Raw genomic sequence first — 18,770 nt, 5'->3', positions numbered from 1 at the left:
CCACTTATTTTGATACCGTAAAAGCATCAGAAAAAAATTGTTTCTCTGAAAGCCCAATATTGATGAAATCATCTTTTGCAGCTGCGATCATTTGAGGTGAACCACAAGCATAAACACAGAAATCAGACAAATTACAAAAATCTTGCAATACTGCTTGATGGACAAAACCTGTTCGTCCACTCCACTCAACATCGTTACCAGAGACAACTGGGATGAAGGTAATATTGTCATACTTACCTTCCCACTCAGAGGGAAGCTTTGAATAGAAGTCGATAGCTTTATTCATCCCCCAATAGATATTTATATCTCTCTTTGAACTACTACTTATGAGCGCTTCAACCATAGCTTTAACCGGAGCGAATCCGGTACCACCAGCCAAGAAAATGATAGGGCGATCATCATCTCTGATGAAGAATGTTCCAATCGGACCATCTATCCTCATCAATGTATCTGGCTTGATTCCAGCAAGAAGCAGATTACTCATTGCGCCATTATTGACAAGGCGGACATGGAGTTCGATTCCATCTTTACTACTAGCGTTAGCAATGGAATAACTTCGAGCAACCCCCTGATAGCTGAGATTTATATATTGCCCTGGTAAATAATCGAATTTCGCAGTGGGGGGAAGCCTGAATTTTAAAATCATAAATTCATTATCAATTTCTGCCCATGTCACCTTGCATGGCACGGTTTTACGAGAAAGAGAGGCCAACTCAGGGTAGTATTCTGCCTCAATTGTTAACTCTGCACAGGCGCTTTTACATTGGCATGTCAAAAAACTTTGCCCTGATGAAAATGAACAACCTTGCTCATCTATTACTTCACCCTTTATAATTTTTGACTCACACAGCCCACAAGAACCATTTTTACAACTATGCTCCAATATTATTCCAGCACGAATAGCTGACTCAAGGACCGTTGTATTTTCAATTACATCAAAACTAATATCTGATGGTTTTATTCTAATAATCGGTGTCATAAATCACTCAAAACAAACAGCATCTTGTAAACAGATACCTTGCAAATCTTTAGAGGATAATTGTGGTTCAAATTCAAATGGCCATTCAATCGCAATATCTGTATCGTCCCACGTTATGCAGGCCTCACATTGAGGGGCATAATATTCTGTCGTCTTGTATAGAAACTCGGCTGTCTCACTTAACGTAACAAAACCATGAGCAAATCCTTCCGGAATCCATAATTGGCGCTTGTTCTCGGCTGACAAATGCACTCCAATCCACTGACCAAAAGTGGGGGAGCTTTTGCGCATATCGACCGCGACGTCAAATACCTCGCCAGCAACACAACGTACCAGCTTACCTTGTGCGTGAGGAGGGAGTTGATAATGCAGTCCACGAAGCACTCCCTTGCTGGATTTAGAGTGATTATCCTGCACAAAGGTAACTGCACGGCCAATGGTCTCTTCAAATTGCTGCTGATTAAAGCTTTCAAAGAAGAAGCCACGCTCGTCACCAAATACTTTGGGTTCAATTATAAGAAGGTCAGAAATTTTCGTTTTAATTATGTTCATTTATGTTAACCCAATTGAATGCGAGAAGAATTTAGATCCTGTCATAAAGCCTTTGCAACAAGCTTAAGGAGATATTTTCCATACTCATTCTTAGCCAGCGGAGCTGCTAATTTCCTAACTTGATCTGCATCGATAAACTTCCGGCGATAAGCGATTTCTTCCGGGCAGGCCACTTTCAATCCCTGGCGGGTTTCGATGGTCTGAATGAAGTTGCTCGCCTCAATCAGGCTCTCATGGGTGCCGGTATCCAGCCAGGCATAACCGCGGCCCATCATGGCAACCGACAGATTACCTTGCTCAAGGTAGATGCGGTTAACGTCGGTGATTTCCAGCTCACCACGAGGCGAAGGTTTCAGACTCTTGGCAATCTCGACCACGCTGTTGTCATAGAAATAGAGCCCCGTCACCGCATAATTGCTCTTGGGCTCCAGCGGTTTCTCTTCCAGAGAAATGGCCGTCCCCTTGCCATCAAACTCCACCACGCCGTAGCGCTCTGGATCATGCACGTGATAGGCAAACACGGTGGCTCCACTGGCTTTGGCCGCCGCACCTTCCAGCTGTTTCTGCAAGTCGTGGCCGTAAAAGATGTTGTCACCCAGCACCAGCGCGCAGTCATCGCTACCGATAAACTCTTCGCCCAGAATAAAGGCTTGGGCCAGGCCATCCGGGCTCGGCTGCACCTTGTATTGCAGATTCAAGCCCCATTGGCTGCCATCCCCCAACAACTGCTCAAAACGGGGCGTATCTTGCGGTGTGCTGATGATCAGAATATCGCGAATCCCAGCCAGCATCAGGGTGCTAAGCGGGTAATAGATCATCGGCTTGTCATAGATAGGCAGCAACTGCTTACTGACTGCCATAGTGACGGGATAGAGACGGGTGCCTGACCCACCGGCCAGAATAATGCCTTTACGTTTTGTCATAATGCTTTAGTTCTTATATTGGAATTATGTAACCCATCAAAATGAGCTCACCCTGCGGTCACTCATCTCGTGCTTATCCTGTTGGCAAGAGGCAAGGCACAGAACCACCGCCTTCTCACCTTATCTTACTGACCGAGGATCTCGGCTAGCATCCTTTCAACACCGGCGGTCCAGTCTGGCAGCACCAGCTCGAAGGTGTGCTGAAATTTGCTCGTGTCGAGCCGTGAGTTGTGAGGACGCTTGGCAGGTGTAGGAAATTCGCTGGTCGGGACAGCATTGACCTGGCTGACCGCCAACTCGACACCCGCTGCACGGGCTTTGGCAAACACCAGCTGGGCATAGTCAAACCAGGTGGTGGTACCGGAGGCGATCAGGTGATATAGACCCGCAACTTCTGGTTTGCGTTGTGCAATCCGGATCGCATGGGCCGTGCAATCAGCCAGCAACTCGGCCCCCGTCGGGGCCCCAAACTGATCATTGATAACCGACATTTCGCTGCGCTCCTTGCCAACGCGCAGCATGGTCTTGGCGAAGTTGGCGCCACGGGCGGCATACACCCAGCTGGTCCGAAAGATAAGGTGGCGAGTACAAAGGGCTGCTGCATGCTCCCCTGCCAGCTTGGTTTCACCATAGACGTTGAGGGGAGCCGTCGGATCACTCTCAACCCATGGTCGTTCGCCACTGCCATCGAACACATAATCAGTGGAATAGTGTACCAACCAGGCACCGAGCGTTTCGGCCTCTTTTGCAATCGCTGCGACACTGGTGGCGTTGAGCAGTTCGGCAAAAGACCGCTCGCTCTCGGCCTTGTCGACGGCGGTGTGGGCCGCGGCATTGACAATCACATCCGGCTTGAGCAGACGGACCGTCTCGGCTACGCCATCAGGGTTGCTGAAATCGCCACAATAGTCAGTAGAGTCAAAATCCACTGCGGTGACACGACCCAGTGGGGCCAATGCGCGCTGCAGTTCCCAACCCACCTGACCATTCTTACCAAACAGCAGGATATGCATCAGCCACGCTCCTCGTAGTTCTGCGCAATCCAGGATTGATAGGCTCCGCTCTTGACGTTGTTGACCCACTGCTGGTTATCCAGATACCACTGGACGGTCTTGCGGATCCCGGACTCGAAGGTCTCTTGCGGTTGCCAATCAAGCTCGGCACTCATCTTGCTGGCATCAATAGCATAACGGCGGTCATGGCCAGGGCGATCGGTGACATAGGTGATTTGATCACGGTAAGAACTCGCCTTGGGCACCATCTCATCGAGCAGATCGCAGATGGTATGCACTACATCCAGGTTCTGCTTCTCATTATGACCACCAATGTTGTAGGTCTCACCGACAACCCCAGTGGTGACGACGGTATACAGTGCACGAGCGTGATCCTCTACGTAGAGCCAGTCACGGATCTGGTCACCCTTGCCATAAATCGGCAGTGACTTGCCATCGAGGGCATTCAGGATCACCAGTGGTATAAGTTTCTCGGGGAAGTGATATGGGCCGTAGTTGTTGGAGCAGTTGGTGACGACGGTCGGCAGGCCATAGGTACGGCGCCAAGCTCGCACCAGATGGTCACTGGATGCCTTTGAGGCAGAATAAGGGCTGCTCGGGGCATAAGGGGTGGTTTCGGTAAAGAGCGGTAGCATCTCACCGACATCCACCTCGTCTGGATGAGGCAGGTCGCCATACACCTCGTCGGTAGAAATATGGTGGAACCGAAAAGCGCTCTTGCGCATCTCATCCAGGCCATTCCAGTAGGCCCGGGCAGATTCCAGCAACATATAGGTGCCGACGATATTGGTCTCGATAAAATCGGCGGGGCCTGTGATAGAACGATCGACGTGGCTCTCAGCCGCGAGATGCATCACTGCATCCGGTTGATGCGCAGCAAACACCCGATCCAGCTCAACACGGTTGCAGATATCGACCTGTTCAAAAGCATAACGTTCGTTACCGGACACTGTGGAGAGAGACTCAAGATTGCCCGCGTAAGTGAGCTTGTCGAGATTGATAACCGAATCGTTGGTATCCTGAATGATATGGCGAACAACCGCTGAGCCGATAAAACCGGCTCCACCGGTAACGAGAATTTTCATATTGATAAGTACTCTTACGAGGTAAATTGAGTGGTGTAGGAGATGAAATATACGTACTACGTGGAGTCTGTAGTTCTTTGCATGGAAGCCGTGCAGGTCATGCAAAATGTTTGACTAAGGTGAGAAACACGTTAGCTACCGCAGTGAGTTACAGCTCCCAGCATGCTGCTTTTAACCAGATTGTGTGTGCTGTTGGCCATCATATCCTCCAGCTTCTTGTATTGGTTGATGTGTCACAATGGCATCAAATGACGTTGCACATCTGTGTATTCCGAGAGCATACATTGTTCACATCTTGGGCAACCAAGGCCCTACACCCGATTTCGGGTCAGATTCTATCTCGTTTAGCCCGAAGATTAACAGTCAAAACATAGGAAACCATCCATCCTATAAGGGATTCAAAGAATCCCTACTATTTCGCCCCCTGAAATATACATTCTCATTGCATGGCAGCCCTCAATACCCTGCACCTGACCAAGAAGACAGAATAGCTATTTTTTCAAACAATTACAGATGGTTAATGGTCTGACCATAGCCGCTTGGATGTTGTTCCAGCCGATGCCTACAGATGGCTGAGCATTCCCCAACATAGGTTCGCAGACCAAATCCGTGCGAACAGAATAGTCGCAATGCTGCACTGGAGCGATGAGCCACGGCCCTAGATGCCGGTGCTATCTCTCAAGCCAGACTCATAAGACTTGATGCCACGGCTCAGAGACTGAGGCGGAAATAAAGGGGTATGCGATTCAGTCTCGATACAGGGGGGGCTAGGTAGGATCCACATTGACTCTCCTTCCTATACACCCTCTAATTGACAGCCTGGACCCTCATCATCATGCATCTTATGAAAATCCTATTGGTCGAAGACGACAAGCTGCTCAACCACCACCTCACCACGCTGTTGACCGAGGCCCAGAATCAGGTCCACAGCACCGACAGCGCCCAGATTGCGCTGCACTATGCCCGTGACTACCCCATCGACGTGGCCATCATAGATCTCGGCCTGCCGGACATGGACGGTCTGCAGCTCATCACCCAGCTCCGGGAGCAGCAGATCCCCTTCCCCATCATAGTGCTGACCGCGCGCGGCAGCTGGCAAGACAAGGTGGAAGGGCTGGAAGCCGGTGCCGACGACTATCTGGTCAAACCGTTCCAGAAAGATGAGCTGCTGGCCCGTCTCAATGCCCTGGTGCGCCGCAGTGCCGGCTTTATCTCCCCCAGGGTGAAGGCCGGTGACTACGAACTGGATCTCTCCCGCAAGGAGCTGACCATCGCCGGGGAAGTCACTGTGCTCACCAGCTTCGAGTATCTGATCCTGGAATACCTGATGCGCAACGCCCGCCAGGTGGTCTCCAAGCAACAGCTGCTGGATCAGCTCTACGGGGATGGCGAAGGGGATCCGAACACCATCGAAGTCATGGTGAGCCGACTGCGCAAGAAGCTGGATCCCGAAGGGACCATAGCCCCCATCTCGACCATCCGTCGTCAGGGCTACATCTTCAATCTGTCATGCAGCTAAGCACGCCGTTCGCATCATAGTGACCGCCATGAGAAGTCCAATGCAATTGATCCGCCGCTCCCTGCACATCAAGCTGATGATGAGTGCCATGCTGGTGATCGCGATCATCATGGCCTTCTCCGTCTATATCCTCTACCTCGGCCACACCGAGGAGCAGGCCCAGAAGGCCAGCACCCGCATGCAGGAGAACCTCTCCAAGCTGTTCTCCTCCAAACAGCCAGATCCCCACGCCATCACGGATCTCGCCAGCATCACGCCAGATGCCATCGATCCCAATCTCGATACCCTCATCTGCCGCTCGGACGGCGAGTTGAGCTGGTCCAGCCTGCACATGCCTGAGGTGATCACCATCAAGGGCACCATCTGTCAGGATCTGATGAAATACCTGGGGGGCCTGGATCAGGATTACTTCTTCAAACTGCACACCATCAAGAATGGCGAGAGCTACTTCATCTACAGCCTGCGCTTCTTGCGCAATCATGGTGACGGCCCGACTACCTACTATGTGGTGATGGTCGACTCCGCCAAGCGCTACCAGGCCCAGACCCGGGAATACCTCTACCAGTGCATCCGCCAGGCGCTGCTCGCCTACTGCCTGCTGGGTGCCCTGCTGCTGCTCACCAGCTTCTGGAGTCTCTCCTCCCTGCGCACCATGGCGCGGCAGATCAACGAGATCCGGGCCGGTCAGCGCGAATCCCTCTCCAGCGACTATGAACGGGAACTGCTGCCCCTGACCGAGTCGGTCAACCAGTTGCTGGAGAACGAGCGCCAGCAGACCCTGCGCTACCAGCATGCCCTGAACGATCTGGCCCACAGTTTGAAAACCAGGCTGGCCCTTATCCAGATCACGGCGCAGGAGTTCAAACTGGGTCACCCGGTGCACGACAACATCAATGAACAGATCACCACCATGGATCAGATCATCCAGTATCAGCTGCGCCGCGCCGTCACCGGTCGCAAACGCCTCGCGAGCAAGGGTACCGAGCCGGTGCCGCTCATCGAGAAGCTGCTGGCGAGCCTGGCCAAGGTCTATCGCCACAAGAAGCTGCAGACCCATTTCCAGTTTGACGACGATGTCTTCTTCCACGGCGAGCAGGGGGATCTGATGGAGATGATGGGCAACCTGCTCGACAACGCCTGCAAGTTTGCCATCAGCGAGGTGCGGGTACAGGTACGCCGCAAGGGCAGCGGCCTGCTCATCCTGGTGGAAGACGACGGCCCCGGCATCGCCCCAGGCAAATCGGAGCAGATCTTCCAGCGTGGGGTGCGGGCCGACAGCTCCCCCGGTCAGGGCATAGGCCTCGCCGTCGTGACCGAGATAGTGCACAGCTATGGCGGCGACATCCGGGTGGACGAATCCCCCCTCGGCGGCGCCCGTTTCCAGCTGACAGTCCCCTGATGCCACCATACCGGGCATGAGCGCCAGCGCTTGTGCCCACCCCTGGTCCAACATGACATCCACATATTTTGACCTCTTCCTTAACAACTCATTGGCAAGGGGTCTTGTGCTATGACATAAATTAAAGCCATAAAATGCTGCATGGATGCGTAGCTATGGCCATCACCCCCCCCCGTTCGATCCTCAGGCCTCAACACCAGATGCTGGCGCTGGAGCCCCGCATCCTGTTCGACGGCGCCGCCGCCATCGCAGCCGAGCATCAGACCCAGGATGCGCAGCACGAACCGGGGGATGCCCCCGCCCATGGTGAACCAGCACAGACCACTCCTCCACGCCACCTGCTGGTCATCGATACCCGTATCGAGCAAGCCCAGCCGCTGACGGAACACCTCGACGCCAATACCAGCCTGCTGCTTATCGACAAGCAGACCGACGCCCTGGCCGCCATCACGGCGAAACTGAACCAGCTCGGCCAGGTCGACAGCATCCAGATCCTCTCCCACGGCTCGGCCGGTCAATTCACCCTGGGCAATCGCACCCTGACCGCAGACAATCTGGCCAGCGTCGGTCAGCAGTTGCAGGGCTGGCAAAGCCACCTGAGCCCGGATGCGGATATCCAGCTCTATGGCTGCCGGGTCGGCGCCGGCGACGCCGGCAAGGCGCTGGTCAGCGCCCTGGCCCAGTGGACCGGGGCCGACGTGGCAGCCTCCAGCGACGATACCGGTGCCAGCAGCAAGGGGGGAGACTGGGATCTGGAGGTCAGCACGGGCCTCATCGATCAGCCCCTGGCCCTCGATCGCGCCACGGCGCAGGGTTACGATCGCCTGCTCGCCAACGCCAGCCCCACCAGCAGCCTGACCCAGAGCAGTGCCGATGTGTTGCTCGGCGATGAGGTGCAGTTCACCGTCAACGTCAGCAACAACACCAGTCAGACCGGCTATGCCCCCTATCTGGATATCTACCTGCCGAGCACCGGCAAGGACGGGGATGACGGCCTCACCTTCACCCAAGCCAGCTACCTGGGTCAGGTACTCAAGACCCACAGCGTCATCTTCGACGCCTCCGGCAATGCGACCCACCCCCTTGCCGTCGACAGCAGTGGCAATCCCCTCATTATACGGGCGGCCGATGTGGGGCTACGTGCCGGCGATACCCTGATCGTGGTCGAGCTGCCCTTCGCCAGCGTCAGTCAGGGGCAGCCCGACATTCCCATCCTGATCAGCGCCAGGTTGAGCAACCTGGCCGACACCAGCTTCTCGGCGGCGACCCCTGAGCTCACCATAGGGGTGCGCAGCGGCTTCCAGTACGGCAACGATGCCCTGAACAACCCGCAAGACGATCCGACCCTGGTCGAGGGCACTGTGCACAGTTTCGTGGTCAGACCCACCATCATTCACTTCGAGCAGAGCCTCGACATGCCCGAGGGAGAAACCACCACCGGCCCCAACTTCAGCCACACCCTGACCCTGACCGCGATCCCGGCCGATGGCCAGACCCTGAGCCAGGTGGTCATTAGCCAGACCCTGCCCGGCAACATGCAGGTGACCGCCATCACCCCGGGGGTCAACGGTACCCTGACCTCCATCACCCTCACCGATGGCCGGGTCATCACCAATCCGGCCTTGATGGCCAGCGCCATCAACAGCGACGCCATCTTCATCAGCGCCTTCACGGTGCAATACAGCAGCCTGAGCGCCGCCACCAGCACCCTCGTCCAATTCTACGTGCCCGAGACCGATGCCAGTGGCCAGCAGGTGATCGATCCCAACAGCGGCGATGCGGTCCAGATCACCATCGCCGCCCCCACCGGCAGCGGCGAGTGGACCCCCCTCGACAGCCGGGATCTGACCCCGCCCGACACCACCATCGATTTTAGCGGCCAGGGGGATCCCATCGGCTTCATCGCACGGTCGATTTCACTGCAAAAAGACGTGGTGCTCAGCATAGATAACGGCAAAGCCGGCATCAGCCCAGGAGATACCCTGGACTACACCGTCAAGATGGCACTTTCCGACTACTTCGCCTTTGGCAAGAACCTGTTCGGCGAGGGACAGTTCGTCGTCACCGACACCCTGAGTGACGGCCAGACCCTGACCGGCAGCCCGACCCTGACCCTGATGCGCAACGGCGCCAGCGAGACCATCACCCTGGTTTACACCTCTGTGCTCAACGCCGATGGCACCACCACCATCAGCTTTGACATAGGTCAGTCCCTGCAAAACGCCTTCCCGCTGCTGAGCTGGCTCGGGGGCGATCTCGCCTTCGATGATAACCAGCAAGGGGCCACGCTGGCCCTGCTCAGCTACAGCGCCCTCATCAGCCAGAGCTATACCCCGCCCGCCGGCAATCCCCACAGCGAGATCAACGAGGGTGACAGCATAGGCAACAGTGCCACCGTCACCGCCAGCGTGATCGAGAACAGCACCAACCTGACCGGCGGCACCGAATCCGACAGCTCCCAGACCAGCACCCGCATTCCCACCAGCCAGGTCGACATCCAGCTCGCGACCGTCAACGGCAGCAACAGCCCGGGCGGCGCCGTCGAGTTGCGACCCGGGGATCAGGTCACCTTCCGCCTCAGCTATGACCTGGTGACCGGCGACTATGAGCAGTTCAAACTGACCGCCTATCTGCCCCTGCCCCTGTTCGACATCAGCGGCATCAGCTGGACCGAGGGCAGCGGGGTCGGCCAGTGGCACTTCGGCGCCGGCGATACCAACCTCGGCAACCTGGTCAGTGTCACCGTGGGGCCGGGCAACTCCCTCATCTTCGACTTCGGCAGCTATGCCACCAGTACGCTGGGCGGCAGTCGCATCGAGGTGGAATTTACCCTGCGGGTCGGCGATCAGCCCTTCGCGGATCAGCGCACCCTGGACGTACTGGCCCAGTCCAGCCAGGTCACCACCCTGAACAAGACCCAGCTCAGCAGTTCGGATGTCACCGTCATCACCTCCATCGCCGAGCCGGATCTCGCCATCAGCCACGGCGTGGTCTCCGCCAGCAACGGCACCGTCAGCGGCACCACGGGCAGCTGGTCCGCGCCCGGCAGCGGCGGCGCGCCTTTCACCGGCAAGGTAACCGATATCAATGCGGTGAATGGCGGCGTCACCAACATAGATGGCGCTGATGTGCTGCGCCTGGCCACCGCCATCGAAAACCGCGGCGGCGGCGGCGCCTTCGATGTGGTTACCAGCATCAACCTGCCCGCCGGCCTCTCCTTTCGCAACGGCTCGCTCGCGGCCGCCAACCTGCAGATCTATCGCGGTGACGGCACGGCGCTGGTGCTCGGCACCGACTATCAGGTGAGCGGCAACACCATCAGCTTCCTGGATGCGGGCAACGTCGCCAGCCTGCTGCCAGGGCGGGCGGGCACGGGAGCCGACACCGCGGGCAGCAATCTTATCGTCATCACCTATGAGGTTGAGGTCGCCAGCGACATTCGGGCCAGCAGCACGCTGGAGACCAGCGCCGTGCTCAGCAACTACGCCAGCGTCAACAACGGGCAAGACTTCACTCCGGTGGATCTCACCGACACCGCGAGCGAGCAGGTCGCCGCCCCCAGCCTCGTCATCGACTTCAGCAATGGCGATCCCGATAGCGCCTCCAGCGCCGGCCACACCTCGGGCACCACCCTGGTGATTGGCGAGAGCATGGGTTACGACATCCGGGTCACCCTGCCGGAGGGCAGCACCCAGTTGTTGCAAATCACCGATCTCATCCCCCCCGGCTTCAGGCTCGACACCAGCTACAACGGCGGCAAGGGGTATGAACTCATCACCACCGGCTTTGGCGGCACCATCAGCGAGCCGACTCTGAGTGGCAGTGCCCTCGGCACCAGCGATGGGGATGCCAACTTCAGCTTCAGCGTGAGCGGCGCCAGCGCCGACAACAATCAGGGCAACAACAGCTTCACCATACGGCTGCGCCTCGTGGCCGACAACCTGATGAGCAACCAGCCCGGCACCCAGCTCAGCAATGGCGCCAACCTGCATTATCAGGATCCCGACGGGGACGTCGCGGCCGGCGCTCCCATAGTGCGGGAGATAACGGCCACCCCGGCCCCCAACGCCGTCATTGAGGAGCCGAGGCTCAGCGTCACCCAGAGCCTGCTGACCCAACCCCCGCCTTACGGCTTCGAGGAGGGAGACAGCCTCAGCTTCAACATAGTGGTGAGCAACAACGGTCCGCTGGATGCGTTTGATATCCAGCTCAGCGATCTGCTGCCCACCCAGCTGAGTGGCTACAGCCTGGTGTCCGTCTTCTACGACGGCGTCGATGTCAGCAGTCAGTTCGAACTGGTGGGCAACCAGTTGCAGACCAAGGCCGATGCCAACCTCGACCTGGCGGTGGGCAAACAGCTCATCCTGGTCATCTCGGGCACAGTCAACGCCAGCGCCACAAGCTTCGCCCAGCTCACCAACCAGGCCGAGGTGCAGTGGACCAGCCTGGACGGCACCCTGGGCACCAGCGCCGATCCCGCCGGGGAGCGCACCGGCGCCGATGGCACCCTGGCCGACAACGTGCTCAACGATTTTCGCACCCTCAGCCAGGGGCTCATTCCCATCGCCAGCGGCATCCAGATCTCCCGGGTCGGCGGGGTGAACGAAACGGGAGGTGGCGCCACCAATGCCAGCCACGAGCAGGTCACGGTCGGCGAAATCATCCGCTACAAGGTGGTGGCCCTGATTCCAGAGGGGGACAACGCCAACTACGAGCTGAGGGTAAGCCTGCCCAAGGGGCTCAGCTTCATCGACGCAAATCAGGTGAGGCTGGCGCTCATCTCCAACGGCGGCGTGGGCAAGGGGCTGAGCAGCAGCCTCAGCGGCACCGCCATCACGGGGGCCGATGTCAGCGGCAATGACGGCAGCAGCGAGGCCCAGTTCATCTCCCCGACCCTGGCCAATGGGCTGCAGGGCCTGCTGGCGGGCAGCCAGATCGACATAGTGACCGATGCCAATGGCAATCAGACCATCATCTTCCGGCTCGGCAATATCAGCAACAAGGACACAGACAGCGATCTCGAAGGCATAGCCCTCGAGTTCAACGTCCGGGTCGATAACAGCCAGGGGAATCAGGCGGGCACCCAGTTGGGGGTCAGCGCCAAGGATTACGTCGGGGCGGATCCCGCCAACCTGATCCAGCGCGGCGCCAGCCTGACCGTCTATCAGGACATAGTCGAGCCAGCGCTCGGCAACCTGGACAAGACGGTGATCGCCTTCGATCCCAGGGCCATCGACAACAACACGGGCCGCGCCCAGGTCCAGATCGGTTTTGAGCAAACCGGTGGCATCATCGCCTTCGAGCCCCGCCTGACCGACGGCTTCCCGGGTGGCAGCAATTATGCCCTGACCAGCCTGACCATCACGCTAGGTGGCACTACCTACACCTATGACAGTGGCGCCAGCGGCAGCAATTTCGGCCTGCCCCCGGGCACGACCGTGGTCATCACCCAGGGCGGCAGCTTCGCGGTCGATTTCTCCCAGCTGGATGTGGGCGCCAAAGTGACACTCGTCTACAGCGTCGACTTGCCCAACGGCGCCACCATCACCGGGACGGATGCGACCCTGAGCTGGTCCAGCCTGCCGGAGAGTTTCACCGGCTGGGGTGGCTCCAGTGTCGGCAGCGATGGCAGCGCCAGCGGTGAGCGTACCGGCCAGGACGGACCGGGCAACACCCTCAACAACTATGTACTCACCAGCCGGGCCGGGCTTGGCATCATCAGCGGCACCCTGTGGAACGACACCGCCAGCGCCACCACCAGCACGACCCCGGATGGGGCGGGTCTGGCCGGGCAGACGGTGACCCTGATCTGGGGCGGGGCGGATAACGATCTGGCCACCACAGGGGATAACCAAAGCTTCCTTACCACCACGGATGGCAGCGGTCACTTCTCCTTTGGCATTCTGCCCACCGGCATCTATCGCCTCGACGGCCCTGCGGGCACCACCATCACGGATGCCAGCGCTGGCACCCTGCAGGTGCGCATCGACAGCGACGGCAATACCCTAGGCCAGGTCAGCATAACGCTCACCGAGACGGGCATTGATGGCGGTCAATTCGTCGACGGTGCCAACATCGGCTACGTGGAGCTCAACGATGCGCCGACCCTTGGCAACACCACCCCGGCCCAGAGCGTGGACGAGGATCTGGATCTCGCCATCCTTGGCCTCTCGGTCGCCGATATCGATGCGGGCACGGGTGCCATCACCCTCACCCTGACGGTCGGTCACGGCGTCTTGTCCCTGGGCAGCGCGACGGGTCTGACCGTGATCACCAACAACGGGGGCGGCCAGCTGGTGCTGACCGGCAACCTGAGCGCCCTCAACGCCGCCTTGCAGACCCTCAACTATCGTGGCAATCAGGATTACAACGGCAGCGATACCTTGTCCGTGCTCGTCAACGACAACGGCCAGTTCGGTGACAAGCAGGGTGGCGACGGCATTCCAGGCAATGCGGAGGATGCCCTCACCGCCACCACCAGCATCACCATCACCATACGGCCAGTCAATGACGACCCCGTGGGCGTCGATGATAATGTCACTGCCATCGAGGCCGGTGGCACCACGAACAACCATCCTGGAGACAATCCACAGGGGAATCTGCTAACCAATGACAAGGATGTAGACATAGCCACCAACGGCGATCGCCTGCATCTGGGTCTGGTCACCAGCGTGGAGACCGGCAACAGCACCACCCCGGGCTCCACCGACATCCCTGCCTCCGTAGTGGGCAAATACGGCACCCTCTATCTGCTGGTGGGCGGGGGCTACCGCTATGAGGTCGACAATGGCAACCCGGACGTGGAGGCGCTGCGCCTCAGTAGCGACACCCTGACCGAGCAGTTCAGCTACCAGTTGATAGACAGCCTGGGCGCCACGGATCAAGCCAACCTCATAGTGACCATCCAGGGCAGCAACGATGCCCCCGTGACCCTGCCCGATACCGGCAGTGCCACCGAGCAGGGTGTCAGCCAACCGGGCACGGACGCCATCGGCAACGTGCTCGACAACGATACGGACGTCGATAGCGGGGACAGCAAGCGAGTCGACAAGGTGGCGCTGGGGCTTCCCACTAACCTGAGTCAGATAACCGATGTTCCCGCCGGCAGCACCAGCGCCAACGGCGCCGTGATAACAGGACTGTATGGCACCCTTACACTCGGTGCCAACGGCAGCTATCGCTACGTGATAGACAACGGCAATGCCACCGTCCAGGCGCTGCGATCAGGAGACAGCCTGACCGAAGTCTTCAGCTACCGGGCCATGGATCTTGGCAACCTCAACGATGTCACCACCCTGCTCATCACCATCAACGGCAGCAACGATGCCCCCGTCGCCGTGGATGACAGCGGCACAACCCTTGAGGCAGGCGGCGTCAACAACGCCACCCCGGGCTCGGATGCCAGCGGCAACGTGCTCACCAACGACACGGATCCGGATTCGACCAACCCCAACGAAACCAAGGCGGTCAGCGCCATCAGCACCAGTGGCGGCACAACTGGCACGCTCGGCACGGCCCTGCGAGGCATCTATGGCTGGCTCACCCTGAATGCCGATGGCAGTTACAGCTATGTGGTGGATAACAGCCTGCCCGCGGTGCAGGCCCTGCGCCTGACCGGCAATATCCTGACCGACGGCTTTCGCTACACCTTGCGTGACGCCGCCGGGACCACCAGCCAGGCCAACCTTGTCATCACCATCCAGGGTGCCAACGATGCCCCCAGCGCCATTGCCGACACCGCCAACGCCACCGAGGCGGGCGGCCTTGGCAATGGCACGGCGGGCACCAACCCCAGCGGCAACGTGCTTGACAACGACACAGACCCCGACAGCAACGGCGAGCGGCTCACCGTCTCGGGCGTCAGCTTTGGGGTCACCAGCGGTTCCGTCGGGGTGGCGCTCAGTGGCCTCTATGGCACCCTCGTTCTCAACGCCGATGGCAGCTACAGCTATGTGCTGGATAACGCCAATGCCACGGTACAGCGGCTGCTGCCCGGGGAGACCCTGGTCGAGCAGTTCGGATATCAGATTGCGGATCTTGGGGGCCTGCTCAGCAGCTCGACCCTGACCATCACCATACTGGGCCGTAACGACAGCCCGGTCGCGGTGGCGGACACAGGGACCGCCGTCGAGGCAGGTGGCATCAACAACGCCACCCCGGGCTCGGACGCCAGCGGTAACCTGCTCACCAATGACACGGATCCGGAGTCAGCCAACATCAACGAGACCAGGGCGGTCAGCGCCGTCAGTACCAGCGGTGGCACTGGCGGCACGCTCGGCACGGCCCTGCGTGGCACCTACGGCTGGCTCACCCTGAAAGCCGATGGCAGCTACACCTATCAGGTGGATAACAGCCTGCCCGCGGTGCAGGCCCTGCGCCTGACCAGCAACACCCTGGCCGACAACTTCAGCTACACGATGCGCGATGCCGCTGGCGCCACCAGTCAGGCGGGCATCACCATCACCATCCAGGGGGCCAACGACGCCCCCACCGCCACCGTCGATACCGCCATTGCCATCGAGGCCGGCGGTCTGGGCAACGCCGCGGCGGGCACCAATCCCAGCGGCGACGTGCTTGGCAACGACACAGACCCCGATGGCAACGGCGAGCAACTTGTCGTCTCCGGTGTCAGCTTCGGGGCCACCAGCGGCACCATCGGCAGTGCGATAAGCGGCCTCTATGGCACCCTTGTCCTCAACGCCGATGGCAGCTACAGCTATGTGCTGGATAACGCCAATGCCACGGTACAGCGGCTGTTGCCAGGGGAGACCCTGGTCGAGCAGTTTGGGTATCAGATCACGGATCTCGGCGGCCTGCTCAGCGCCTCGACCTTGACCATCACCATCCAGGGCCGTGACGACAGCCCGGTCGCGGTGGCTGACATCGGCACAGCCACGGAGGCGGGTGGCATCAACAACGCCACCCCGGGCAGCGACGCCATCGGCAACGTGCTCACCAACGACACGGATCCGGATTCGGCCAACCCCAATGAAATAAAGACGGTCAACGCGGTCAGCACTGGCGCCGGCAGTGTCGGTACCTTGGGAACCGCCCTGCGAGGCACCTACGGCTGGCTCACCCTGGGCGCCGACGGCAGCTACACCTATGTGGTGGACAACAGCCTCGCCGCCGTCCAGGCGCTGCGCACCAGCGCCGATGTGCTGACCGACACCTTCGGCTACGGCATGCGGGATGCCAACAACGCCAGCAGTCAGAGCACGCTCATCATCCGCATCGAAGGAGCCAACGACACACCCGTGGCCCAAAATAATATCGGCATCGCGGTTGCTGACAACGGTGCCGGTAACGTCGTCAATCCCAGTGGCAATCTGCTGACCAATGATGGGGATGTCGACGCTGGCGACAGCCTGACCCTGACCGCAGGGCGCACCGGCGAGGAGGCAGCCGGCGGCATTCTCGCCCCGGTCAACCTGGGTGTTCCCCTGGTGCTGGTTGGCCAATATGGCACCCTGACCCTGCACCTGAACGGCGACTATCAATACGCGCTGGACATCACCAACGCCGCCGTACTGGGCCTGGGCCCCTTGCAGAGCCTCAATGACCATTTCACCTATCAGGCGCAAGACCTGGCCGGCGCCGTCGATCTGGCCGAGCTCACCATCATCATTCGCGGGCGCAATGATGCCCCGGTCGCCAACCCGGACCAGGCACAGGTCATCGAAGCCGGCGGGCTGAACAATGCCCAACCCGGCCTGGACCCCAGCGGCAACGTGCTCGGTAACGACACGGATCTCGAAAACGATCCCCTGACCGTGACTCGGGTACAGAACGCCGATGGCCAGAGTGCCAGCCTGGGCACGGTACTGCGCGGCCGCTATGGCGATCTAGTGATGAACAGCGATGGCAGCTGGCATTACAGCCTGGATAACAGCCTGGCCGAGGTACAGGCACTACGCGGGCCGAGCCAGACCCTGACCGAGCAGTTCAGCTATCAGATAGTGGATGTCTGGGGAGTTGGCAGCGCCAGCACCTTGACCCTGACCATACGGGGCAGCAACGATACCCCCATTGCCCAGGATGATCAGACCACCGCCATCGAGGCCGGCGGCGTTCACAACGCAGCCGCGGGACTGAATCCAACCGGCAACGTGCTGGACAACGACCTCGATGTCGACAGCCAGGCCAATGGCGAAACCAGAAGCGTGCTCACCGTCAGCAACTCGGTCGGCGCCAGCGTCAGTGCGGGCCAGGCGTTGCAAGGTCGCTATGGCCAGCTCATCCTCAACGCCGATGGCAGTTACCAGTACCTGCTCGACAATGACAACCCGGAGGTGGAGGCACTGCGCACGGCGGGGCAGACCCTGACCGAGATGTTCACCTACCAGATGCGCGATCAGGCCGGGGCCCAGTCCCAGGCGCGCCTGACCGTACTGATCCAGGGGGCCAATGACAACCCGGTCGCCCAGGACGACAGCTCTGTGGCAAGCGATCAGGTCACGGCCCCGCATACCACTGGCAACGTCCTGCCCAACGACAGCGACGTCGATGCCAACGACCCCTTGCAAGTCGTGGCCATGCGCAGCGGCGCCGAAAATGGCAGCGGCGACAACGGGCAGCTTGGTCAACCCCTGGCCGGTCGCTACGGCTGGCTTGTCCTCAACGCAGATGGCAGCTACAGCTACACCATAGACCTGACCAACAAGGAGGTGCTGGCCGCCGCCGGCCTGGGTCAGGTGCTGCAGGACATCTTCACCTACACCCTGGGGGATGGCAGCCAGACCGTCGATCAGGCCCAGCTGGTAATCCACCTTAATATCTCGGCCCCCTATGTGCCCCCGCCCGACGAGGGCCCATTCGGCCCTAACTATGGGGACACGTCGGCAACTGAAGGGACGACGCTGAACTATCCCGACATCACACCCGTGGTCTTCGTCACCCCCGTGGTGCAGAACATCAGCCTACTGCTCGGGGCCAGCGCCGAGCGAGCCGATGGCAGTCAGCTGTTCTTTGGGCTCACCCCAGAGATCCACAGCCAGAGCATCGGCCTTGGCCTGCTCGATGGCACCTTCGTCAGCCAGAGCGTGCAGGAGAGCTCACTCACCCAGGAGCTGGAACTGGCCGCCTTCCTCGGCCGCCACGGCCGAGTCGGCCTCACAGCCGATGGCCTGCTCAGCGATGAATCCGTGTTCGCCATGACGCCCCAGGAGATGCGGCCTCATGTCGGCGGCGAACGCGCCAGCAAGACCAGCAGCTTCACCAGACAACTGCAGGATGCGGCGGGACGCCACATCGCAGGCCTCAACAGCAATACTAATATGACAACTAAATCAGGCACTTGA

8 protein-coding genes are annotated in these 18,770 nt (G+C 59.4%); 3 read left to right on the top strand and 5 right to left on the bottom strand.

Annotated features, from left to right (window positions below; translation table 11 throughout):
• Positions 1-4: 4 nt before the first annotated feature.
• The 5 genes from CUC44_RS09600 to rfbB all read right to left on the bottom strand — a co-directional run bounded on the left by CUC44_RS09600 (position 5) and on the right by rfbB (position 4,552).
• Positions 5-979, bottom strand: coding sequence for an FAD-binding oxidoreductase (locus tag CUC44_RS09600; protein ID WP_100859742.1), 975 nt, complete (start codon positions 977-979; stop codon positions 5-7).
• 3 nt (positions 980-982) lie between these two features.
• Complete coding sequence (rfbC, locus tag CUC44_RS09595; RefSeq protein WP_100859741.1) at positions 983-1,531, bottom strand: dTDP-4-dehydrorhamnose 3,5-epimerase; 549 nt, start codon at positions 1,529-1,531, stop codon at positions 983-985.
• A 41-nt stretch (positions 1,532-1,572) separates the two neighbouring features.
• The gene (gene rfbA / locus CUC44_RS09590) at positions 1,573-2,454 is read right to left on the bottom strand and encodes a glucose-1-phosphate thymidylyltransferase RfbA (RefSeq protein WP_100859740.1); all 882 of its coding nucleotides are present in this window, start codon (positions 2,452-2,454) and stop codon (positions 1,573-1,575) included.
• Between the two features lie 125 nt (positions 2,455-2,579).
• A complete protein-coding gene (gene rfbD / locus CUC44_RS09585; RefSeq protein WP_100859739.1) occupies positions 2,580-3,467 on the bottom strand; it encodes a dTDP-4-dehydrorhamnose reductase in 888 nt (295 codons plus the stop codon).
• Complete coding sequence (gene rfbB / locus CUC44_RS09580) at positions 3,467-4,552, bottom strand: dTDP-glucose 4,6-dehydratase (protein ID WP_100859738.1); 1,086 nt, start codon at positions 4,550-4,552, stop codon at positions 3,467-3,469. Before rfbB ends, rfbD begins: the two co-directional genes overlap by 1 nt.
• Positions 4,553-5,396: 844 nt before the next feature.
• On the opposite strand from rfbB, the gene CUC44_RS09575 reads away from it, so the two are divergent.
• The 3 genes from CUC44_RS09575 (at position 5,397) to CUC44_RS09565 (ending at position 18,770) form a co-directional block, all read left to right on the top strand.
• The gene (locus CUC44_RS09575; protein WP_167388852.1) at positions 5,397-6,071 is read left to right on the top strand and encodes a response regulator transcription factor; all 675 of its coding nucleotides are present in this window, start codon (positions 5,397-5,399) and stop codon (positions 6,069-6,071) included.
• 40 nt (positions 6,072-6,111) lie between these two features.
• Positions 6,112-7,470: an ATP-binding protein gene (locus CUC44_RS09570; RefSeq protein ID WP_100859736.1), complete on the top strand. Its 1,359-nt coding sequence runs from the start codon at positions 6,112-6,114 to the stop codon at positions 7,468-7,470.
• Between the two features lie 155 nt (positions 7,471-7,625).
• Positions 7,626-18,770 (top strand): VCBS domain-containing protein, encoded by an 11,145-nt coding sequence (locus CUC44_RS09565; protein ID WP_100859735.1) that lies wholly within the window; start codon positions 7,626-7,628, stop codon positions 18,768-18,770.

Origin of the sequence: Aeromonas lusitana, from assembly GCF_002812985.1 — a bacterium.
Taxonomy (GTDB): domain Bacteria; phylum Pseudomonadota; class Gammaproteobacteria; order Enterobacterales; family Aeromonadaceae; genus Aeromonas; species Aeromonas lusitana.
This window is presented reverse-complemented; position numbering and strand designations above follow the sequence as displayed.

What these genes read in the sequence shown, in the direction of transcription:
- CUC44_RS09575 (WP_167388852.1), top strand. Translation starts at nt 5,397, where the DNA reads ATGAAAATCCTATTGGTCGAAGACGACAAGCTGCTCAACCACCACCTC.
- rfbC (WP_100859741.1), bottom strand. Translation starts at nt 1,531, where the DNA reads ATGAACATAATTAAAACGAAAATTTCTGACCTTCTTATAATTGAACCC.
- CUC44_RS09570 (WP_100859736.1), top strand. Translation starts at nt 6,112, where the DNA reads ATGCAATTGATCCGCCGCTCCCTGCACATCAAGCTGATGATGAGTGCC.
- CUC44_RS09600 (WP_100859742.1), bottom strand. Translation starts at nt 979, where the DNA reads ATGACACCGATTATTAGAATAAAACCATCAGATATTAGTTTTGATGTA.
- CUC44_RS09565 (WP_100859735.1), top strand. Translation starts at nt 7,626, where the DNA reads ATGGCCATCACCCCCCCCCGTTCGATCCTCAGGCCTCAACACCAGATG.
- rfbA (WP_100859740.1), bottom strand. Translation starts at nt 2,454, where the DNA reads ATGACAAAACGTAAAGGCATTATTCTGGCCGGTGGGTCAGGCACCCGT.
- rfbB (WP_100859738.1), bottom strand. Translation starts at nt 4,552, where the DNA reads ATGAAAATTCTCGTTACCGGTGGAGCCGGTTTTATCGGCTCAGCGGTT.
- rfbD (WP_100859739.1), bottom strand. Translation starts at nt 3,467, where the DNA reads ATGCATATCCTGCTGTTTGGTAAGAATGGTCAGGTGGGTTGGGAACTG.